Annotated in this window: 19 protein-coding genes; 5 read left to right on the forward strand and 14 right to left on the reverse strand. The window is 39.9% G+C overall.

Annotation, left to right across the window (positions count from 1 at the left end; genetic code table 11):
* The first annotated feature begins 2 nt into the window (after nucleotides 1-2).
* Nucleotides 3-1,286 (forward strand): YeaH/YhbH family protein, encoded by a 1,284-nt coding sequence (locus AAEZ22_RS00590; RefSeq protein WP_309217029.1) that lies wholly within the window; start codon nucleotides 3-5, stop codon nucleotides 1,284-1,286.
* Nucleotides 1,287-1,305: 19 nt separating this feature from the next.
* Nucleotides 1,306-2,820, forward strand: coding sequence for a SpoVR family protein (locus tag AAEZ22_RS00595; protein WP_352295745.1), 1,515 nt, complete (start codon nucleotides 1,306-1,308; stop codon nucleotides 2,818-2,820).
* A gap of 78 nt (nucleotides 2,821-2,898) precedes the next feature.
* On the opposite strand, the gene AAEZ22_RS00600 is transcribed toward AAEZ22_RS00595, so the two are convergent.
* Nucleotides 2,899-3,879 (reverse strand): sensor domain-containing diguanylate cyclase, encoded by a 981-nt coding sequence (locus tag AAEZ22_RS00600; RefSeq protein WP_352295748.1) that lies wholly within the window; start codon nucleotides 3,877-3,879, stop codon nucleotides 2,899-2,901.
* A gap of 5 nt (nucleotides 3,880-3,884) precedes the next feature.
* The gene (locus AAEZ22_RS00605) at nucleotides 3,885-4,889 is read right to left on the reverse strand and encodes a response regulator (RefSeq protein ID WP_352295751.1); all 1,005 of its coding nucleotides are present in this window, start codon (nucleotides 4,887-4,889) and stop codon (nucleotides 3,885-3,887) included.
* Between the two features lie 226 nt (nucleotides 4,890-5,115).
* Here AAEZ22_RS00605 and tpx point away from each other — a divergent pair, with 226 nt between their 5' ends.
* Nucleotides 5,116-5,697 (forward strand): thiol peroxidase, encoded by a 582-nt coding sequence (gene tpx / locus AAEZ22_RS00610; RefSeq protein WP_011327893.1) that lies wholly within the window; start codon nucleotides 5,116-5,118, stop codon nucleotides 5,695-5,697.
* 73 nt (nucleotides 5,698-5,770) lie between these two features.
* On the opposite strand, the gene adk is transcribed toward tpx, so the two are convergent.
* The 12 genes from adk to AAEZ22_RS00670 form a co-directional block, all read right to left on the reverse strand.
* Nucleotides 5,771-6,415: an adenylate kinase gene (gene adk, locus AAEZ22_RS00615; RefSeq protein ID WP_011327892.1), complete on the reverse strand. Its 645-nt coding sequence runs from the start codon at nucleotides 6,413-6,415 to the stop codon at nucleotides 5,771-5,773.
* Nucleotides 6,416-6,579: 164 nt separating this feature from the next.
* Nucleotides 6,580-8,493: a molecular chaperone HtpG gene (htpG, locus tag AAEZ22_RS00620; RefSeq protein WP_352295754.1), complete on the reverse strand. Its 1,914-nt coding sequence runs from the start codon at nucleotides 8,491-8,493 to the stop codon at nucleotides 6,580-6,582.
* A 110-nt stretch (nucleotides 8,494-8,603) separates the two neighbouring features.
* Nucleotides 8,604-9,317 (reverse strand): RluA family pseudouridine synthase, encoded by a 714-nt coding sequence (locus tag AAEZ22_RS00625; RefSeq protein WP_011327890.1) that lies wholly within the window; start codon nucleotides 9,315-9,317, stop codon nucleotides 8,604-8,606.
* 197 nt (nucleotides 9,318-9,514) lie between these two features.
* Nucleotides 9,515-10,684: an alginate export family protein gene (locus AAEZ22_RS00630; RefSeq protein ID WP_352295757.1), complete on the reverse strand. Its 1,170-nt coding sequence runs from the start codon at nucleotides 10,682-10,684 to the stop codon at nucleotides 9,515-9,517.
* Nucleotides 10,685-11,670: 986 nt separating this feature from the next.
* Nucleotides 11,671-12,279: a recombination mediator RecR gene (gene recR, locus AAEZ22_RS00635; RefSeq protein ID WP_011327887.1), complete on the reverse strand. Its 609-nt coding sequence runs from the start codon at nucleotides 12,277-12,279 to the stop codon at nucleotides 11,671-11,673.
* Between the two features lie 6 nt (nucleotides 12,280-12,285).
* Nucleotides 12,286-12,612 (reverse strand): YbaB/EbfC family nucleoid-associated protein, encoded by a 327-nt coding sequence (locus tag AAEZ22_RS00640; RefSeq protein ID WP_011327886.1) that lies wholly within the window; start codon nucleotides 12,610-12,612, stop codon nucleotides 12,286-12,288.
* 63 nt (nucleotides 12,613-12,675) lie between these two features.
* A complete protein-coding gene (dnaX, locus tag AAEZ22_RS00645) occupies nucleotides 12,676-15,204 on the reverse strand; it encodes a DNA polymerase III subunit gamma/tau (protein WP_182679202.1) in 2,529 nt (842 codons plus the stop codon).
* 3 nt (nucleotides 15,205-15,207) lie between these two features.
* On the reverse strand, nucleotides 15,208-15,753 hold the full coding sequence (gene apt / locus AAEZ22_RS00650; protein ID WP_011327884.1) for an adenine phosphoribosyltransferase: 546 nt from the start codon (nucleotides 15,751-15,753) through the stop codon (nucleotides 15,208-15,210).
* Nucleotides 15,754-15,916: 163 nt separating this feature from the next.
* Nucleotides 15,917-16,039: a hypothetical protein gene (locus AAEZ22_RS00655; protein ID WP_011327883.1), complete on the reverse strand. Its 123-nt coding sequence runs from the start codon at nucleotides 16,037-16,039 to the stop codon at nucleotides 15,917-15,919.
* A 72-nt stretch (nucleotides 16,040-16,111) separates the two neighbouring features.
* Nucleotides 16,112-16,864 carry an HvfC family RiPP maturation protein gene (locus AAEZ22_RS00660; protein WP_011327882.1) on the reverse strand — a complete coding sequence of 251 codons (753 nt, stop codon included), beginning with the start codon at nucleotides 16,862-16,864 and terminating at the stop codon, nucleotides 16,112-16,114.
* A 45-nt stretch (nucleotides 16,865-16,909) separates the two neighbouring features.
* Entirely contained in the window at nucleotides 16,910-17,767 is an 858-nt protein-coding gene (locus tag AAEZ22_RS00665; protein WP_011327881.1) for an HvfB family MNIO-type RiPP peptide maturase, read from the reverse strand.
* A 93-nt stretch (nucleotides 17,768-17,860) separates the two neighbouring features.
* A complete protein-coding gene (locus tag AAEZ22_RS00670) occupies nucleotides 17,861-18,244 on the reverse strand; it encodes an HvfA family oxazolone/thioamide-modified RiPP metallophore (protein WP_147207646.1) in 384 nt (127 codons plus the stop codon).
* Nucleotides 18,245-18,461: 217 nt separating this feature from the next.
* Between AAEZ22_RS00670 and AAEZ22_RS00675 the strand changes: the two genes are divergently transcribed.
* Together AAEZ22_RS00675 and AAEZ22_RS00680 are read left to right on the forward strand one after the other, a co-directional pair.
* Complete coding sequence (locus tag AAEZ22_RS00675; RefSeq protein ID WP_089368029.1) at nucleotides 18,462-19,442, forward strand: tRNA-dihydrouridine synthase; 981 nt, start codon at nucleotides 18,462-18,464, stop codon at nucleotides 19,440-19,442.
* Between the two features lie 60 nt (nucleotides 19,443-19,502).
* Nucleotides 19,503-19,829 carry a conjugal transfer protein TraR gene (locus tag AAEZ22_RS00680; RefSeq protein ID WP_089368028.1) on the forward strand — a complete coding sequence of 109 codons (327 nt, stop codon included), beginning with the start codon at nucleotides 19,503-19,505 and terminating at the stop codon, nucleotides 19,827-19,829.
* The last annotated feature ends 22 nt before the right edge of the window (nucleotides 19,830-19,851 follow it).

Consider the following 19,851-nt stretch of genomic DNA (forward strand, 5'->3'; position numbering starts at 1 on the left):
TAATGGCGCATTTTATAGATAGGCGATTAAACGCAAAGAATAAAAGCACGCTTAATCGCCAGCGCTTTATTAGGCGCTATAAAAAACAAATTAAAGAAGCGGTTTCTGATGCGATTAATAAACGCAGTGTCACCGACGCAAGTTCGGGAGAGAGTATTTCTATTCCGCAACGCGATATTAGCGAACCTACATTTCATCAAGGAAAAGGCGGCAATAGAGAACAAATACATCCAGGGAACGATCAGTTCTCTACTGGCGATAAAGTAGAGCGCCCTAAAGGTGGGCAAGGTGGTGGCGCAGGAGGCGGTGAAGCGAGCGACTCGGGAGAAGGTCAAGACGAATTTGTATTTTCGATTTCAAAGGATGAATATTTAGATTTATTGTTTGAGGATTTAGAGCTGCCAAACTTGCAAGAAAATCAGCTCGACAAACTAGTACAAATGAAAACTCATCGCGCTGGTTTTTGCAGCGATGGTATGCCAAGTAATATTGATATTGTACGTTCACTCAAAGGCTCGTTAGCACGGCGCGTGGCCATGAGCGCAGGTAAAAAGCGTTTATTGGCAGAGCTTGAAGCTCAGTTAGTTATTTTACTTGCACAAGCACATCCTGATGAAGCTGCTATTGTGCTGTTAAACAGTGAAATTGAACTAATTAAAAAGCAAATTAAGGCAGTGCCTTTTATTGATAATTACGACTTACGTTTTCGTAATTACGAAAAGCGCCCTCACCCTACCAGCAAAGCCGTGATGTTTTGTATTATGGATGTGTCTGGCTCTATGGATCAGGCCACAAAAGACATGGCTAAGCGCTTTTATATTTTGCTATATCAGTTTTTAACACGCAGCTATAAAGACATTGAAGTGGTATATATTCGCCATCACACGCAAGCTAAAGAAGTTGACGAACAAGAGTTTTTTTACTCCCAAGAGACCGGTGGCACGATTGTTTCGAGTGCCCTTAAACTCATGGACGAAATAATTAAAGCGCGTTATAACTCTGAACAATGGAATGTGTATGCCGCGCAAGCGTCTGATGGTGATAACTGGGCAGACGACACACCGCAATGTGGACAAATTTTGCGTAATAAATTATTAAACGCAGTGCGCTATTTTGCCTATATAGAAATAACCACACGGGCGCATCAAAGTTTATGGCGCGAGTATCAAGACATAACCCAAAGCCATGCTAATTTTGCCATACAACATATTCAAAGCGTTGAGGATATTTACCCTATTTTTAGAGAGCTATTTAAAAAAGGTCGTCAGCAGCAAGGGGCTGCATAGCCTAAGCGAGGTAGTAAATATGAAGGATAAACATATAAGTGATGGCCCAGATTGGACTTTTGAGTTATTGGCCCAGTACCGTGATGAAATAGCCCGTGTTGCACAGCACTATCGCTTAGACACGTACCCTAATCAAATTGAAGTGATCACCGCTGAGCAGATGATGGATGCCTATTCTAGCGTTGGTATGCCTATAGGCTATAGCCATTGGTCATACGGTAAAAAGTTTATTCAAACTGAGCAAAATTATAAACGCGGTCAAATGGGATTAGCCTACGAAATCGTCATTAACTCCGATCCATGTATTGCCTATTTAATGGAAGAAAACACCCTGCCCATGCAAGCACTGGTTATGGCGCATGCTTGTTATGGGCATAATTCTTTTTTTAAAGGGAATTACTTATTTAAAACCTGGACCGACGCCGGCTCAATTATCGATTACCTACTGTTTGCTAAAAAGTACATTAGCCGCTGCGAAGAAAAATACGGTATTACTGAGGTAGAAACCCTGCTCGACTCTTGTCATGCGCTAATGAATTACGGCGTAGACAGATACAAGCGCCCGCAACGTATTTCATTATTTGAAGAACAAAAGCGCCAGCAAGAACGAATAGACTATCTACAATCACAAGTAAACGAGTTGTGGCGCACTATTCCAGCTCAACAACAAGAAGCTAAAAAGCATGAGCGTCATTTTCCACAAGAGCCACAAGAAAATATTTTATACTTTATTGAAAAAAATGCGCCATTGCTAGAGTCATGGCAGCGTGAAATCATTCGGATTGTACGTAAAATATCGCAATATTTTTATCCGCAAAAACAAACCCAGGTGATGAATGAAGGTTGGGCTACATTTTGGCATTATACTATTTTGAATCACTTATATGACGAAGGAAAATTGACTGATTCATTTATGATGGAGTTTTTACAAAGCCACACTAATGTGATTTATCAACCACCTTATAATAGCCAATATTACTCGGGTATAAACCCTTATGCTCTGGGCTTTAATATGATGGTAGACATTCGCCGTATTTGTGAGCAGCCAACAGAGGAAGATAAACGCTGGTTCCCGCAGTATGCTGGCAGTAATTGGCTCGACACGCTGCACTTTGCTATGCAAAACTTTAAAGATGAAAGTTTTATAAGCCAGTTTTTATCACCTAAACTGATCCGTGACTTTAAATTATTTACTATTGTTGATCATACAAATAACCCTCATTTAGAAATAGGTGCTATTCATGATGATAATGGCTATAAAGCAGTGAGAGAGGCATTATCGGCGCAATATAATTTAAGTAATCACGAGCCTAATATTCAAATCTATAATGTTGATATTAGAGGCGACAGATCTCTTACATTACGTTATGTGCCGCACAATAATATTCCGCTCGCTAACTCACACGATGAAGTACTTAAACATCTTTACCGTTTATGGGGATTTAAAGTAAAGCTAGAACAAGAGTCGAGTAGCGGTGAGGTTTCTATTCTTAGTCAATGTCCAATAGATGATTATCGCCATACCACGGAGTAAATAATCTAGGTTATGGATAATAGATTTATTAAGCAACGCTGCACACTCGCGTTAACTAACCAATATAAAAAATGACGCTTAGGCGTCATTTTTTATATCGTCAAACATAGTAATACTATTCCTACCATTGTGTTTTGAATTATAAAGTGCTTTATCGGCAGCCTCAATCCAGCGTTCATGGTTTTTAAATTCATTACTATAAGAGGCAATGCCAATACTAACCGTCATACTCACTAGCTGATCTTTGTAAGCCACCGGGGTTGCCGCTATTAGTTCACGTAAACGCTCGGCTATTATCATCGCACCTTGTTTATCAGTATCGAGTAAGGTGATAGCAAATTCTTCACCACCGTAGCGCCCTGCTATATCTGTTTCGCGCAATGTGCCTTTTAGTAATTTTGCAATATGACGCAATGCCTCGTCACCACAACTGTGGCCATACTCATCGTTCACTTTTTTAAAGTGGTCAATATCAAACATTAATAAAGTACTGCAACCACCACTGCGTTTAGTACGCAAAAACTCTTGGCGTAACGTATGTTCCCAGTGCCCTCGGTTAGCTAGCTGCGTTAAGCTATCGGTTTGACTAACTTGCTCAAGCTTTTTATTTAACTGTTCGAGTTCTTTTTTATTAACGGCTACATCGGTTACATCGGTTACATCGTAAATAATAATACATATATGCTCAACATCACCACGGGTATTTGTTAGTGGAATAAAGGTGGCATTTTGGTACATATAATCAGCTTTGCCGGTAATTGGCCGATAGTTTTTAAAACGAAAGATATAAGGTTGCTGTTCCCAAATTGTAAACGAGCGGTTTTTTAGTACAAACACGGATTCAGATTTACTTCTAAACCACTTTTCATCTATTGCGGGAAATAAATCAAATAAGTCTTTGTGTTTAACTGCGCTTGGCAGTAATCCAGAATGATTTTCCATAAAACCATTCCACACACACACTTTATATTCTCTGTCGAGCACCACTAGGCCCACATCAACAGTATTAAACATATCCATTAACCAATGGATTTCATTCATATTTAAATCAGCTGACATAATCGTTAATCTTCTAATAGGTAGGCAACTTTGTACTTCAAAGTTTTTAGTGAATCTTCGGTAAATAACAGCATCATATCGCAATTTATATTGTGGTTTTCAATACCGTAACTTATCTCGATTGCTAAGGTACGTTGCCAACGTGGTTTGTTAGATTTAACCAGCTCTGATACATCTCTATGCTGACCCAGTACTATGGGATGCCCTTGGCTAAATGTCATATCAAGTTGTTTAGAGAGCCCAGTTAAAATAGCGCCAATAAGTATATTACTGATATCCATTAACAGCTCTAGCTCTACTTTTTCATTGAGCTCACCGTCGTAGTTCATTAGCGATGCTATTTCTTTAAAGCTCGAGTCATTTAAAAGTAGTAATGCTTCCCCTGATACACCGCCGCCTATAAAGCCTTGGCAGATACCCGAGGTTGAGGTGCTGTTATCAATTGAGCGCAGCGCCATATCAAGCTCATTTACTTCTAGAATATTAACATTAGGTATGGGCAGCTTAACAAATACATTAAGTAACCTTGCGAGTAGGTCGCCTGCTTGCCCCATGGCCACGTTAGTAAGCTCTTGGTATATATCTCGTACATCAGGGTCTACCTGCTCACCTAACGAGTGCGCAAGGCGCTCTCGCATTGCTTTGTCTTTAATGCCATGATGTTCAATAATAGTGGCTAGCTTTTCTGCGGAGCAAGGTTTTTGAATAAAATCAATTGCACCTAGCTCTAATACGCGCTCATGTGCCGCCGGCTGAATATCGCCAGAAACCACCACAGTGAGCACATTAAGACCAAGCTCTCGTATCGCTATGAGTACTTCATAACCATCCATTTCCGGCATATTTAAATCAAGAAAAAGAATTTCTGGCTGTATTTTTTTTATTTGGTTTATACAATCTACACCGTCATGCGCAAATTCAATTTTAATATCCCAATCCACTGGTAAAGATCGAGCTAGTTGGCGTCTAGCTAATTTTGAATCACCACATATTAGTACCGATGTTGACATATTCTCTCTCTATTTTGACCCTGTTATAGGTATCAAACTGCATTAATAAAGGTTTAATTATTGTTTTTTATATACATATTTTTTACATATGTATGTTATATCAAAGTATACCTTGTTTACAATTTTTGATTAATAAATAAAAGCATCTACTTCTTCTGCTTGGTGAGCACTTCGCAGTATAATACACTTAACGCTATTACAGCCTGAATCTAAAAGGAAATACCCTATGTTTCGCTCGTTAATTTTTGCATTAAGTGCATTTAGTTCTGTGGCTTTTGCTGCCGATTATACCGAAAACACGCTTGATGCTGGCAAAGTATCCGCACAAGGTAAACCTGTTACTTTATTAGGTAAGGGAGTTGCTGTAGGCGATAGCGCACCAGAGTTTAAAGTGGTCGACGCTAACTTTACCCCTGTTACATTGAGTGCGTATAAAGGCCAAGCCGTTTTGATTAGCGTAGTACCTAGTTTAGATACCGGTATTTGCAGCCTACAAACTAAACACTTTAACGAAAAAGTAGCACAACAATTTCCAAACATAACCATGTTGACCATTAGTAGCGATTTACCTTTTGCGCAAAAACGTTTTTGCAAAGCTGAGAACATAGATAAGGTAATTGTGCTTTCTGATTCGGTATGGCACGACTTTGGTCAGAAGTATGGATTTATAATTAAAGATATGGGGCTACTAACACGCGCTGTACTTATTTTAGATAAAAACCATAACGTGGTTTATAAGCAATTAGTGAGTAACCTTGCAACTGAACCAGAATACGCCAGCGTGATTGAAAAACTAAAGGCACTTTAAATTAACCTAAACTCTGCACAAAAAAACCGCTAAATTTTACATTAGCGGTTTTTATTTAATAGAGGACTGTAAATTAGCCTAATAGCTCACCTAACTGTTTGCTAATAGCATCAACAGCTTGTGTACCATCTAGCTTATGATACTGGGTGTTACCCGCAGCAGCTTCTGCTTGGTAGTAATCAACCAATGGCATAGTTTGCTCATGGTAAATACCTAAGCGTTTACGTACTGTTTCTTCAGTATCGTCTGCACGAATAATAAGCTCTTCACCTGTTTCGTTGTCTTTATCTGCCACTTTTGGTGGATTATAAACAACGTGATAAACACGACCAGAACCTGGATGAACACGACGTCCACCCATACGCTCAACAATCACTTCATCAGCAACATCAAATTCAATAACGTGATCAACCACTACGCCATTTTCTTTCATCGCATCAGCTTGTGGAATAGTGCGCGGGAAACCGTCTAATAAAAAACCATTTTCGCAATCAGCTTTAGTAATACGCTCTTTTACTAAACCAATGATAATATCGTCAGAAATTAACTGGCCTGCATCCATTACTTTTTTTGCTTCAAGACCCAGTGGAGTGCCTTCTTTAATTGCTGCACGTAACATATCACCAGTCGAAATTTGTGGAATACCGTATTTATCCATCAAGTACTGAGCTTGAGTGCCTTTACCTGCACCCGGCGCGCCCAAAAGAATAATGCGCATATCATTGTCCCTTAGTAATAGTTTGTTTTTTGAAGCCTGAATTCTTCCATAAGCGCCGCCGATACTCAAGCAACTTATACTAATTGATAAGTCATTAGCGGGCTTATAGCGTATAAAAAAGGGAACTTAGGTTCCCTTTTAACTTAATCTTTAATTTTTTAAACTTATTTGCTTAATTCAAGCATAAGTTTATTTAAGCGAGTTACAAACCCTGTAGGGTCTTTAAGTGTGCCACGCTCTGCAAGTAGCGCTTGGTCAAGTAATACATGCGACCACTGTGCAAACTTATCTTCGTCTTGCTCATCATTTAAATGCTTAACAAGTTGATGCTCTGGGTTTAGCTCAAACACAGGTTTTGCTTCAGGAGCGGCTTGACCAACCGATTCCATTAGCTTTTGCATTTGTGAGCTCATGTCGTTGTCATCGCTAACAACACATGCTGGAGAGTCGGTTAAACGATGCGTAAAACGCACTTCTTTAACTTCATCACCTAACGCAGTTTTAATACGCTCTACTAAACCGGCAACTTCTTTTTCAGACTCTTCTTGCGCTTTTTTAGTCTCTTCGTCGTCAAGCTTACCTAAGTCTAAATCACCACGGGTGATTGATTGTAGTTGCTTATCAGCAAATTCTGTTAAGTGGCTCATCATCCACTCATCTACACGGTCACTTAGCAGTAATACTTCAATGCCTTTTTTACGGAAAATCTCTAAATGCGGAGAGTTTTTCGCAGCAGTAAACGTATCAGCCACTACGTAGTATATTTTTTCTTGGCCTTCATTCATGCGCTCAACGTATTGCTCAAGCGATACATCTTGCGTTGCTGAATCGGTATGCGTAGAAGAGAAACGTAATAGTTTACAAATTGCTTCTTTATTAGCTGCATCCTCTGCAGGGCCTTCTTTGATCACTTGACCAAATTCATTCCAAAATACTTGGTAATCGTCCGCTTTGTTTTTAGCCATACGCTCAAGCATTTTAATAATACGCGATGTACACCCTTTACGAATAGCTTGCGTTACTTTGTTGTCTTGTAGAATTTCGCGAGATACGTTAAGTGGTAAATCGTTTGAATCTAACAAGCCTTTTACAAAACGTAAATAACTTGGCATGAATTGTTCAGCGTCATCCATAATAAAAACGCGTTGTACGTACAGTTTTAAACCACTTTGGCGATCACGATTCCATAAGTCGAATGGCGCTTTTTTAGGGATGTATAACAAGCTAGTGTATTCAGTTTTACCTTCTACCTTGTTATGCGCCCAGCTTAGTGGATCTTCCCAATCGTGGCTTACGTGCTTATAAAACTCTTTGTATTCGTCATCTGAAAGCTCTGACTTATCACGAGTCCACAGTGCAGTAGCACGGTTAATACTTTCCCACTCACCTGGTACTGCTGGGATTTTTTCGCCATCTTCCCCTTCAGACTCTGGCACTTCTGCTTTGTACATTTGTACTGGGGTCGAAATATGATCCGAGTATTTAGTCACTATGCTGCGCAGGCGCCACTCATCAGCAAACTCTTTTTCTTCTTCGCGAAGATGTAGAATAATGTCGGTACCACGGTCTTCTTTTTCAATTTCTTGCAGCGTGTACTCGCCTTCGCCTTGAGACTCCCACTCGTAAGCAGTTGTTTCGCCAGCTTTACGGGTGCGAACCGTTACTAAGTCTGCCACGATAAATGCTGAGTAAAAACCAACACCAAACTGACCAATTAACTGCGAGTCTTTACTTTGATCGCCAGTTAAGTTTTTGAAAAATTCAGCAGTACCCGATTTTGCAATCGTCCCTAAAGAGCTTATTACTTCATCGCGGGTCATACCAATACCATTATCTGAAATAGTAATGGTGTTAGCTTCTTTGTCAGCGCTAATACGCACACGTAAGTCAGCGTCGCCTTGGTACAGATCACCTTGTGATAATGCTAAAAAGCGTAACTTGTCTGCTGCATCTGAGGCATTTGACACAAGTTCACGTAAAAATATTTCTTTATTAGAATAAAGAGAATGAATCATTAAGTTTAATAATTGTTTTACTTCTGTTTGAAAGCCTAATGTTTCTTTTTGTGCTGCAGTCATTTATATATCTCCAATTTGCAAAGTGTCTGCGTTATGCACTTAATATGGGGGGAGCTGCTAGAACTTCAAGGGAAAAAATAAAAAAAGTCCTAACCAATATTGTCTTAAAACTAAAACGTACCAGCGCATTGCATATGAATTTGTTCATTGCTTACCGGGTGCTGAAAATACAAATCACTTGCATGAAGCTGTAAGCGCGCTGCCATATGCTCGCTTTGTGCATTGTTATATAAATCGCACCCTAAAATAGGATGCCCTATAAACTGGCTGTGAATACGCAATTGGTGCGTACGCCCTGTAATGGGTGTAAATTGCACTAAGGTTCGCTGTGGTTGCGTTAGGCGCTGCAGCACTTTATATTCACTTACGGCTGTTTTACCTGTGGTTTCACAGATTTTAACCCGCGGAAAAAGCAGTTTATCTTTTGCTATCGACGCACTAATTTGCCCTTCGTCGTCAATTAACCATCCGTGTAACATGGCTACATAGCGCTTTTTAATTGTACGCGCCTGAAACTGTTTATTTAGGTGCTTAGAAGCCGCCGCGTTTAATCCCACAATCATAATGCCTGATGTACCTAAGTCTAACCTATGCGGTAACTTAGCCTCAGGGTACGCAGCCGTAATACCTGTTTGCCCATTTACCAAACGATAATGCACAGAATCCCAATTGAGCGGATTTTTACCCGACAAACTCAACAAACCACTGGGTTTGTTGATCAGTAAAATGTCTTCATCGTGATAAACAATCTGCACGCTCTGATCACACTGCGGCGCAACAAAGTTATCAATAGCGCAGGGGGTTAAGTGATGAAATTCAGACATAGTCTTCCTAATAACACATAGCGCCACCTAGGCGGCATGTGTCTGGTTCAAAGTAAAGTGAGTAAATTACACCGGTAAAGCTGAGCGCTGATTAGCTGCTCTGCTAGGGATAACAATTGATACAGGGCCATTTATTAAAAGCAGATAGTAACATTTGTCGCTGTAAAATAACCCATGAATTGGTTAATCAGTGTGACTTAATAGGCAAAATGCAGCATCGCTTCAACAAAAAAGCTTTGATCTTTTTCTAAATTCGCTCTGTTACTCATATTTATATAGCTGGTAATCAGTTCAAAAGAGATTTTTTTTGTATACAAATACTGTGTTGTTAAGCTACAAGTATCGGCAATTTTAGTGCCTTTTAATTGCTCATTAGCAATAAATAGACTCCTGCCAGGACCAAAAATATCGCCCTGTTCGTTCACTCTAAATAATCGACGCATATCCAAACTAATATCAAATTTATCAGTAAGTTGAGCTTGCAATTTTGCGCCTATATGTTTGATATTTGTGGTAGAAAATATACCTGCCTCAGAATAATACGGCGCTTTTGCATATAAAGATCGAAAATATCCATCTTCATGCCCTGCCTCACCGCCCGTTGCATAACTTAAAGTAGGGCCAAACTTTAAGTTTGCGAAAGAATACAGCCCAGAAAACTGTGCAAACCATGCTTTAGTATGCTCACTCTTTACTATGCCGGTTTGATGAGCCACGTGAAAAGTGCTATTAAAACGGCCTAATTTTTTACGATATTGGGCTTCAATAGTGTGTCTGCTTTCGTTATTTTCTGCCGTGGTATCGCGGTACCACATGCTGTGCAGCAGTAATTCAGCTGTGCTAAAGTACACACCTGTTATTCTTTCAGAAGATAAATGTTTATCATCAAACACGCCTGTTTTGCTAGCCACAGCATAGCCATGGTATGCATTAATTTGCAGCTGGTTAAGGACGTTATTTTGATACATCACGCCATCGAAGCGTCTTCTTACGTTGGTACCTTCGCGCTTACCTAACAACCTTTGGTCTGCAACTGACCAAACTTGTCGACCTAATTTAATAGCATGATTAGGGCTTGTAACACTCAGATAGCCTTGATGCAGATCAAATTCATTATGCTCAAATGAATATTTTCCTTGTGCAAAAGAGGAATCATACGCAGCAATCGTTTCGAGATAAAATAAGCTATTATTACTAAGTGGCAAATCTGCCTTAAGTAGCAGTCGAGCGAAGTTGGTTGATAAATTAGTATCGGAGAGCTCATTATTTTCAATGTGTTGAAACTTAATACGTCCTTCAACGGCAACCTCAGCCAAAACACAACTACTAAGTAAAAGTAATAGTAAAGACAAACCATATCGAGTCATTTAACTTTCTCCGCACGCGACGACTAGCTAAGCTAGCTCATCAGTTAAACCTAAAGAACCACAATAATTGGTTATCTTTATTGTGTAGCTAAACGGATATTAATTTATTCCAGCCAAGCTATTTACGGTATCGGTGTTGTTTACACTAATTTTTTTGCAAACACAGCTGAAATTATAAGTGATTATTAAAAAGATCAATATTATAAAAAATAGCCTGTTACACTCTACTCACGAGAACGTAATGCCATTGTGCGTATAGTTCTTACTCAAACAGTAAATTACTCGAGGTTTTCAGCTAATAAAAGCGAATGACATCCCAGATAGCACCTACCAATAAAGCATTAAACACTGAGCACTCCTAATAGAGCCTTAAGGTATAAAATGATAAAAACGATAGCTTATTAAGTGCAGCAATCGTTGTGGCGTTAGTTTCAGCCACGGCTAATGCGAGCAGCGCATATGGATATGGATATGGATATGGATATGGAGTGAACTACCCAGCGGCTAAAGATCACAGGGTTTTCTCGTTAAGTAATCGATAAAAATGCAGATCGTATTGCAGCAGGAACAAGTTTACTTGGTTACGATGTATATCGTACAAGCGGTATACAGGATAAATCTGATGGGTTTACTAAGATTAATGAGGCAATGATTGCTGCTAAAGGTTTGCAGATTGCCAAAGTGAAAAATCGTCACCATTACGCGTTAACCGATACACTGCTATTAACAGAGAAAGTTATTGAACGTATAGTTCGTCACTCTAGTTATAGTCCAATATCAGCGGTTGCTTAGTCAGCCTATGTAACCTGAGCTCCGGATAATAAACTTAAATATAACTATGATTCAATACATGAGTAAATCTCTTAACCAGAATTTATCCTAAGCGTCTTACGCGGTTATAATGCTGTTAATTAAAGCGAAAATTAATCAGCCCACACAACATAAGTTATGTGGGCTGATTTAGTTATTCAAATAGCCGTGCTAGTTCAGTCTTGTGTTACCGCTCGTCTGCCACTAAAGGCATGCATTAACGTTGTCCCGTCGACTAAGTCAAGCTCACCACCTACCGGTATGCCATGGGCAATACGCGAGGCACCTACTTTGTATTTATGACAAAGCTGGGCAATATAATGTGCGGTGGTTTCGCCTTCAACCGTAGGGTTGGTTGCTAAAATCACCTCACTTATACCGCTTTGAGCCAGCTTTGTCTCTAAAACATCTAGGCCAATTTCTTTAGGGCCAATACCATCAATAGGCGATAAATGCCCCATTAATACAAAGTACAACCCTAAATATTGACCCGTTTGCTCTATAGCAAGTACGTCGCTTGGCGATTCAACAACACATAATATGCCGCTGTCTTGGCGTTTAGTACTTAAACAAATATCGCACTGCGACTGCTCGCAAAAAGTGCGACATGACTCACAATGACCAACCGCCGTCATAGCTTTTGTCAGTGCATTGCCAAGTTGAGTGCCCCCTTTACGGTCGCGCTCTAGCAAGTGAAAAGCAATTCGTTGCGCTGACTTAGGGCCAATGCCCGGCTGACAACGCAATGCTTCTATAAGCTGAGTTAAACTAGCTGAAAGTTGCATATAGGCTTAAAACGGCATTTTCATACCTGGTGGTAATTGCATACCGCCAGTTACTTTACCCATACGCTCTTGTGTTTCGTCTGCTACACGGCGTACAGCATCGTTACATGCAGCTGCAAGTAAGTCTTCAATCATGTCTTTGTCGTCTTGCATTAAGCTCTCATCAAGCTCTACGCGACGAACGTTGTGATTACCTAGCATAGTTACTTTAACTAAACCGGCACCGGCTTCGCCTACAACTTCTAATGTTGCAATTTCGTCTTGGGCTTTTTGCATGCGATCTTGCATTTGCTGCGCCTGCTTCATCATGTTACCCATTCCACCTTTAAACATAACTTTCTCTCTTTCTTTTTTAATACATTAACTAGGTTACTAAATAAGGGCTGTTGTAATAAATTACAATGCCTGAATGCTGTTTTCGTCAATTTCGGCGCTAAATAGCTGCTGAAATTGTACTATATTATCGTCTGAGGTGATCACATCTATTGCTTGCTGATGACGACCTGCATCAATTTTTTGCTGAATTAAGTAAGGCGAATCAATCACCCCTTTAGCAAAATTAATACTCAGTGTTACATTGTGCTCATAAATACTGGATAACGCCGCATCAAGTCTTTGGCGTAGCATGGGCGTATCTAAATGTTTTTGTGATTCATCAACATCTATATGCAAATTATTGCCTTGCTTAGTAAAAATAGAGTGCAACGCAAACTGGCGCATACGCCCGCCTAATCCCATGCGTTTAATTAAATATGCCCACTCGTCTTGCTGATGCGCAAAGCGAATTTCGCTTATTGGGCTCTGAAAATCATCAGGCGCTGGAATGCTAGGCTGCGCTACAACAACTTCGGGTACTTTTTGCGGGTTAATTTGCTCAAGTAACTCAGGGGCTAAATTTTCGGTAATTGTTTGGTGCTTTGCTTTAAAGTCTATTTTTCGCTCAGGCTTTGACTCAAACTGAGCTTGGCTTGCTGCCTTGTTTTGGCTCCCCGCTAGTGGGAGCTGTGGCTTTTTTTCGCTCTCACCTGCGAAATCATTAGGCCACGGCGGCGGATTATCTGCGTGTGTTTGCTGCGCATTATTGTTAGCTCTACTGTGATTAATTGCATCGCTATTTGTTGTAACATTTTGCTCATTGCTGTTACTGCTATTAGCTGTAAAACGACTCGGGCGAGTGTTAGCAGAGCTTAAATTTGCTGTATTTTGCTGCTCCGTCTCTTTTGCATTTGAGAGCTTACCCGCACCCGATATATTTCTATCTCTTAAAATACGTGCAATAGCAGATTGCGCTCGCGCTTCTTGTTCGCTAATTGAGGTGGCTTGGCTTTGCTGAGCTTGCGCTGCCGTATTTGTTGCAGGGTTAAACCCTTGATCAACCGCACTACTAATAACATCATCAAACTGTGCAGCTAATGAGTGCTCTAAATTACTTTGCTGTAAGTAGGCTTCATCTTCGCTTTGACGCTGGGCTTGCTCGTCAGTAACGTCATTTGTATGCTGATGTTGCTGAGTTACTAATTGCTCACTCGCCGCTTCATTTGGCACAGCCGACACAATTGTTGGCTCTACTGCTTGCTCAACTGCTGGTACCGTAGTTGAAACCTGCTGCGTTGTACTAGAGTTATTATTAAGTGGATCGGGCGCTACGTTTTGCGGCTCTGATAGCTTAGCGACCTCAGCTGGTTTTGGCTCAATAATTTGTGGTTGCGTTGTATCATTATTTTGAGCTGTGCTTGGTAGCGGTTTACTTTTATTTAAAATATCACGTAAGGCACTGGCCTTTGTCGTATTACTTTGCACCGGCTGTGTATTTACAGCTACTGGTTGCTGACTTTGTGTATCAATTGGTTGAAACGCTAACAGCCTCAGCATAATCATTTCAAAGCCTAAACGAGGCTCTGGCGCCCATTGTAGATCTTTTTTACCGTTTAACAGTAGCTGATAGTAAATTTGAATTTGCTGTGGATTTGTATTTTGAGCAACATGCGTGATGTAATCGGCATTTGTTTCATCAAGGGCGGCAGCTTCAGGCACTAATTGGCTTAACTGTGTCAAATGCGTTAATGCAATTAAATCATCTAGTAAGGCCACATAATTAGGATTTCTGCTAGCAACATTAGCTACTTCTTTCATTAGCGCTGCGCCATCTTGGGCAAGTAACGCGGCTAGTAAACTTTGGCTATAATGGGTGTCCATTAAACCAAGCATAGTTTGTACAGCTTGGTTGTTAATATCACCATTAGTTTGCGCTATAGCTTGATCGGTTAAGCTAAGTGCATCTCGCATACTACCGTCTGCGGCTTTGGCAATAATACGCAAAGCATCGTCGTCAAAGTTCAGTTTTTCATGCGTCAGTACGTGTTCAAGCTGAGTTTTTATTTCACTTTGCGATAACGCATTTAAGTTAAATTGTAAGCAGCGAGATAATATAGTGACAGGTAGCTTTTGTGGATCGGTAGTCGCAAGTAAAAATTTCACGTGCTCAGGCGGCTCTTCCAACGTTTTTAGTAACGCATTAAAGCTGTGCTTAGAAAGCATGTGAACTTCATCGATTAGGTATACTTTATAACGGCCCCGTGTAGGCGCGTATTGTACGTTATCGAGTATTTCGCGAGTATCTTCTACTTTAGTGCGCGAAGCTGCATCTATTTCGAGTAGGTCAATGTAACGTCCTGCTTCTATATCTTTACAGCTACTACATTGACCACACGGATTTGCCGAAATGCCTTCATCACAATTTAAGCTTTTAGCAAAAATACGCGCTATTGTGGTTTTACCCACACCTCGGGTTCCAGTGAATAAATAAGCGTGGTGCAGTCTATTTTGCGTTAGCGCATTAACCAGCGCTTGTTTAACATGAGACTGTCCAACCAATTCATGAAAGGTTTGTGGACGCCATTTTCTCGCTAGAACCTGATAACTCATCGATTACTCGCCTTCGAATTCAACCAATTTTAGGATTTTAATACCCATTTTTGCGATACGCTTTTCACCACCAAGCTCTGGTAATGAAACAACAAATGCTGCATCAGTGGCTTCGCCACCTAATTTTTGCACTAATTTAATGGTTGCTTCAATAGTACCACCGGTTGCTAGTAAGTCATCCACAAGCAATACTTTGTCACCTGGAACGATAGCATCTACATGCAGTTCTAATGTGTCTTCGCCATATTCAAGTAGGTAGTCTTGACGAACAACTTCACGCGGCAGTTTGCCAGGCTTACGCACTGGAATAAATGGAATACCCAAAGCATAAGACAAGGGTGCACCAAAAATAAAACCTCGTGATTCAGTACCAATAATTTTGGTAAAGCCCTGATCTTTATATGCAGCAATAAAAGCATCGATAGTCGCTTTAAATGCATCTGGGTTTGCCATTAGTGTAGTTACATCGCGAAACATAATGCCCGCTTTAGGGTAATCAGCAATAGTAGTTATGCTGTTTTTGATAATTGCTGGTGTTACTTGAGTCATAATTTTAACTGCTCAATGGTTTATATTACAAAGCAGCTGATTATAACCTTAAGTGACCTTTGATTGCGAGTTTGACGTTATTATAAAAGGTGTTTTAACCGTTTCAGTCGAGGGGAAGTTTTATAAATAAGGCTGTTGGTAACAACAGCCTTGAGATAAATAATTAAGATAACACAGCAAACCAGCCAACAATTGCATTTAAGCAACCAATACCTACAAATATAGCTACGAAGCCAAAAAAGTACGCTGCATTGAACGGATCTTTAAATTCTTTATCATCTGACATTTTTACAACCTTTTATTAAGCACGACACATAAGGGCGTCATAATAAACGATGTAAAATAATCTATAAAGAGCTTAAGCTTGATTTTTTGTCACTATAATCCCAAGCTCAGCCATGGCACGTAAAGTAACAAGTGCGCCTTGGGCAATTTGTGCAGCGCTAAACTGCACAGCATGGCGGGTTACTTGCTCGCAAATAGTATCGAGTATCAAACCATCATGCTCACTTATAATCGATAATAACAAGGCTGTCATAGCATTAGTTGTTAAAAATTGAACTTCATCATCGCCATCGCGATATACAACAAAATAATTTGGCTGTGCTGATGGTTGTTGCGGCTGAAACTGCGTACTTATTGTTTGCACCGCAAATTGGTAACTTAAATTACGTGCTGTACTTGATAAGTACAAACGTGCAGAAGCAACCTGATCAGACGCTATGAGTTGCTCATTTTCAGCCTGCTGTGTAATAGCTACATCTAATTCAATCCATTCATAATGGGCAAGCTCGAGCATAAATGGCGGATCATATTTTTGCATCTCATAATTACTTGATAAATAATTAATGAACTCCCCTGCTATATCTAAAAAATACGGTGAGTGACAATCATATTCACTAAAAAATCGGCGAATAAGCATTTGCCATTGTTTATCGCTGTATAAGGTTTTTAACACCGGAAAACCCGATGAAATAAACCCAACAATATTATTAAAAAATAAATCGCGGTAAATCGCCATGCGTCTATCTTCAATCCCTTGCGGCTTTTTATTTTGGCTGGGTTTGCGAATATGCGCCATAAATTCGTTTTGTATTTCAATAAAGCTCATAACTAAATACTCCTTTTGCAGGCACTCTAGGTTCAGACATGCTTATTAAGCTCGCTGTTTGATTAATGATTTATCAAGGTATTTTGCTTGCAGGTTATGAATAATATCTAGCTCTTTGGTTAATACATTAATGGTCGGTATATTAAAATCTCGCTCGAGCAGCGTCGAAAATACACCGTGAGTTTGGTACGCTTTATCGAGTAACTGCCAAACTGGGTCAATTACATCTGCACCATGAGTATCTACAATTAGATCATCTGCTTCATTGTAATGCCCAGCTACATGGCCGTAAGCAATGCGCTGTGTAGGTAATCCGGTTAAAAAGGCTTCGGCGTCATAACCATGGTTTACTGAGTTCACATAAATATTATTCACATCGAGTAACAGCTTACAATCAGCTTGCTCTAAAATAGCATTAGTAAACGCCAGCTCTGACATTTGCTGCCCAGGGGCTGCGTAATAAGACACATTTTCTATAGCAATTTGGCGCCCTAATATATCTTGTACTTGTTTGATACGCGGCACTACATGAGCAATCGCTTCTAAAGTAAACGGAATAGGCATTAAATCGTACATATGCCCAGTGCCAGAGCAGTAACTTAAGTGCTCGCTGTAAATTTTTACATCATGTTCATCAAAAAACTTTTTAAGTGATTTTACAAATTCAATATCAATTGGCGCAGTTGAGCCAATTGAGAGCGATAAGCCATGACAAGCAAAACTATTAGCACTGGTTAATGCTTTAAATTGTTTTTTAAAACGCCCACCTAATTTCAGCCAATTTTCTGGAGCAACTTCCATAAAATCGACTTGTTTAGGTACATGCATTAGTAACTCGTCAAGCATTTCTCTGCGTAAGCCTAAACCAACCATACCTAAGTCAGTATTTATAATTTGTGTCATAACCACTCCCAACAAAAAGGGCCAACCGGCCCTTTATTCTATATGGTATTAAAGTATTTAACCTGAAGTAAAGTTATTCTACTTTAATAAATTTTAATGACCGCCACACTTACCTTCACCACACTTGCCTTCTTTTTTGGCTTTTGCATCTACGTCACTTTTAGCTTCGCCACATTTGCCTTCTTTTTTAGCTTTTGCATCTGCGCCGCATTTAGCTTCGCCACATTTGCCTTCTTTTTTAGCTTTTGCATCTGCGCCGCATTTAGCTTCGCCACATTTGCCTTCTTTTTTAGCTTTTGCTTCGCCGCCACATTTACCTTCGCCACACTTACCTTCGGTAGCATCTATTTGATAGCCGGTAACCATTTGTTGAAACTCAAAAGGATTGGCTTGCACATCCACAGATACAAAGCTTGCAGAGCCAACAACAACTGCACCTAGTGTTAACGCGATTGAACTTTTTTTGATTGTATTCATTATATGACTCTCTTTTTAATAAGATTGTATAACCAAAGAATTGGAAAATACGAGTATGTATTTAAGTAGACCTGTATAAAAATAAAAAATTTCATTTTAGTTTAATTAATTGTAAACTTTTTGGCTAAAGTAACTATGCGCGGTAATTACGGATTTATCAATTTATGATTAACGGTTACACTACACATCCCTTTATTTAGCCATAATTAATCTTTCTATGAAACTTGTTTTAGCACCGATGGAAGGTGTTGTTGACTTCAAAATGCGCCAACTTCTTACCAATATAGGTGGTTTTGACTTATGTGTGACTGAGTTTGTGCGTGTTGTTGATGCTTGCTTACCTGATAAAGTTTTTTATCGTTACTGTCCTGAACTTAGCAATAATGGCCTCACTAGTGCTGGTACACCGGTACGCATTCAGTTATTAGGTCAAGTTGCAGGTGCGCTTGCAGAAAATGCAGTTAAAGCAATTAGTTTGGGCTCCCATGGCATAGACCTAAATTTTGGCTGCCCTGCAAAAACTGTTAATAAAAGTAAAGGCGGAGCTGTACTGCTTAAAGATCCCGAGCACATGTATGAAATAATTAAAGCGGTAAGAGACGCCGTTGATAGCAAGCATCAAGTGAGTGCAAAAATTCGTCTTGGTTTTGATGATGACAGTAACAGCCAAGAAATAGTAGATGCTGTTGTCAGCGCTGGTGCAAGTAGTATTGCAATTCATGCTCGCACTAAACGTGATGGCTATAACCCACCTGCTTATTGGGAAAAGATCCCACCTTTAATTAAAGATAAAGATATTGCGGTTGTGGCCAATGGCGAAATATGGCAAGTAGCTGATGCTATGTTGTGCCAAAAACGCAGTGGTTGTACCGACTTAATGCTTGGTCGTGGTGCGTTATCTCATCCCGATTTAGCAAAAAAGATTAAAGCGAATATAAATAATGAAGATTATGTAGGGCTCGAGTGGGAGCATATTCTTTATCATTTAATAAATTCTGCTATTCATCACGACCCGGCTAAAGATGAAAAGTACTTTGCATCGCGTACTAAGCAGTGGTTAGGCTACTTAAAGCGTCAGTACCCACAGGCAATAACATTATTTGACGAGATCCGCCGGTTAAAGGCCAAAGAAGATGTCGCAGAGGTACTAAGTAAGTATGCCAAAGCGCCACAGTTTGATGCAAATCATAACGCGTAAGTAAATCTACCTAGATAATACCCCTATTGCTCAATGCTAATTATAAAGGGGTTATACACGATGCAACATCAGCAAAGGTTAATTAATGAAATAGAGGAAGTAAAATTAACTATATTAAACTTACTTTCTCAATCAGCGCATCTATCTCATCAGCATTTATTATCTTTATTAACGCAAACAGTCAATGCAGAGTGGCTCGATTTGGCGGCGCAAAAACTAGGTCCCGAATACGGTGAATATATTCAACGAATGACCACTTTAGAGGCTGCTGTGAGTCAAATTGAGATAGGTCAGTACGGTTATTGCTGTGATTGTGAAGAGCCTATAACCACAGCATTACTCGAATTAGATCCAGCTACACAACGTTGTGAACAGTGCGCTAAATAAAGCGCACATTGAGCAACGTTAA

Origin of the sequence: Pseudoalteromonas sp. 20-MNA-CIBAN-0454 (genome assembly GCF_040308685.1) — a bacterium.
Classification (GTDB): Bacteria; Pseudomonadota; Gammaproteobacteria; order Enterobacterales; family Alteromonadaceae; genus Pseudoalteromonas; species Pseudoalteromonas nigrifaciens.

Excerpts from the sequence above, each read along its gene's own strand:
- AAEZ22_RS00670 (WP_147207646.1), bottom strand. The coding sequence starts at position 18,244 with ATGAATACAATCAAAAAAAGTTCAATCGCGTTAACACTAGGTGCAGTT.
- AAEZ22_RS00680 (WP_089368028.1), top strand. The coding sequence starts at position 19,503 with ATGCAACATCAGCAAAGGTTAATTAATGAAATAGAGGAAGTAAAATTA.
- adk (WP_011327892.1), bottom strand. The coding sequence starts at position 6,415 with ATGCGCATTATTCTTTTGGGCGCGCCGGGTGCAGGTAAAGGCACTCAA.
- AAEZ22_RS00605 (WP_352295751.1), bottom strand. The coding sequence starts at position 4,889 with ATGTCAACATCGGTACTAATATGTGGTGATTCAAAATTAGCTAGACGC.
- dnaX (WP_182679202.1), bottom strand. The coding sequence starts at position 15,204 with ATGAGTTATCAGGTTCTAGCGAGAAAATGGCGTCCACAAACCTTTCAT.
- AAEZ22_RS00640 (WP_011327886.1), bottom strand. The coding sequence starts at position 12,612 with ATGTTTAAAGGTGGAATGGGTAACATGATGAAGCAGGCGCAGCAAATG.
- AAEZ22_RS00665 (WP_011327881.1), bottom strand. The coding sequence starts at position 17,767 with ATGACACAAATTATAAATACTGACTTAGGTATGGTTGGTTTAGGCTTA.
- AAEZ22_RS00630 (WP_352295757.1), bottom strand. The coding sequence starts at position 10,684 with ATGACTCGATATGGTTTGTCTTTACTATTACTTTTACTTAGTAGTTGT.
- htpG (WP_352295754.1), bottom strand. The coding sequence starts at position 8,493 with ATGACTGCAGCACAAAAAGAAACATTAGGCTTTCAAACAGAAGTAAAA.
- AAEZ22_RS00595 (WP_352295745.1), top strand. The coding sequence starts at position 1,306 with ATGAAGGATAAACATATAAGTGATGGCCCAGATTGGACTTTTGAGTTA.
- recR (WP_011327887.1), bottom strand. The coding sequence starts at position 12,279 with ATGCAACTTTCAGCTAGTTTAACTCAGCTTATAGAAGCATTGCGTTGT.
- AAEZ22_RS00660 (WP_011327882.1), bottom strand. The coding sequence starts at position 16,864 with ATGAGCTTTATTGAAATACAAAACGAATTTATGGCGCATATTCGCAAA.
- AAEZ22_RS00625 (WP_011327890.1), bottom strand. The coding sequence starts at position 9,317 with ATGTCTGAATTTCATCACTTAACCCCCTGCGCTATTGATAACTTTGTT.
- AAEZ22_RS00675 (WP_089368029.1), top strand. The coding sequence starts at position 18,462 with ATGAAACTTGTTTTAGCACCGATGGAAGGTGTTGTTGACTTCAAAATG.
- AAEZ22_RS00590 (WP_309217029.1), top strand. The coding sequence starts at position 3 with ATGGCGCATTTTATAGATAGGCGATTAAACGCAAAGAATAAAAGCACG.
- tpx (WP_011327893.1), top strand. The coding sequence starts at position 5,116 with ATGTTTCGCTCGTTAATTTTTGCATTAAGTGCATTTAGTTCTGTGGCT.
- AAEZ22_RS00655 (WP_011327883.1), bottom strand. The coding sequence starts at position 16,039 with ATGTCAGATGATAAAGAATTTAAAGATCCGTTCAATGCAGCGTACTTT.
- apt (WP_011327884.1), bottom strand. The coding sequence starts at position 15,753 with ATGACTCAAGTAACACCAGCAATTATCAAAAACAGCATAACTACTATT.
- AAEZ22_RS00600 (WP_352295748.1), bottom strand. The coding sequence starts at position 3,879 with ATGTCAGCTGATTTAAATATGAATGAAATCCATTGGTTAATGGATATG.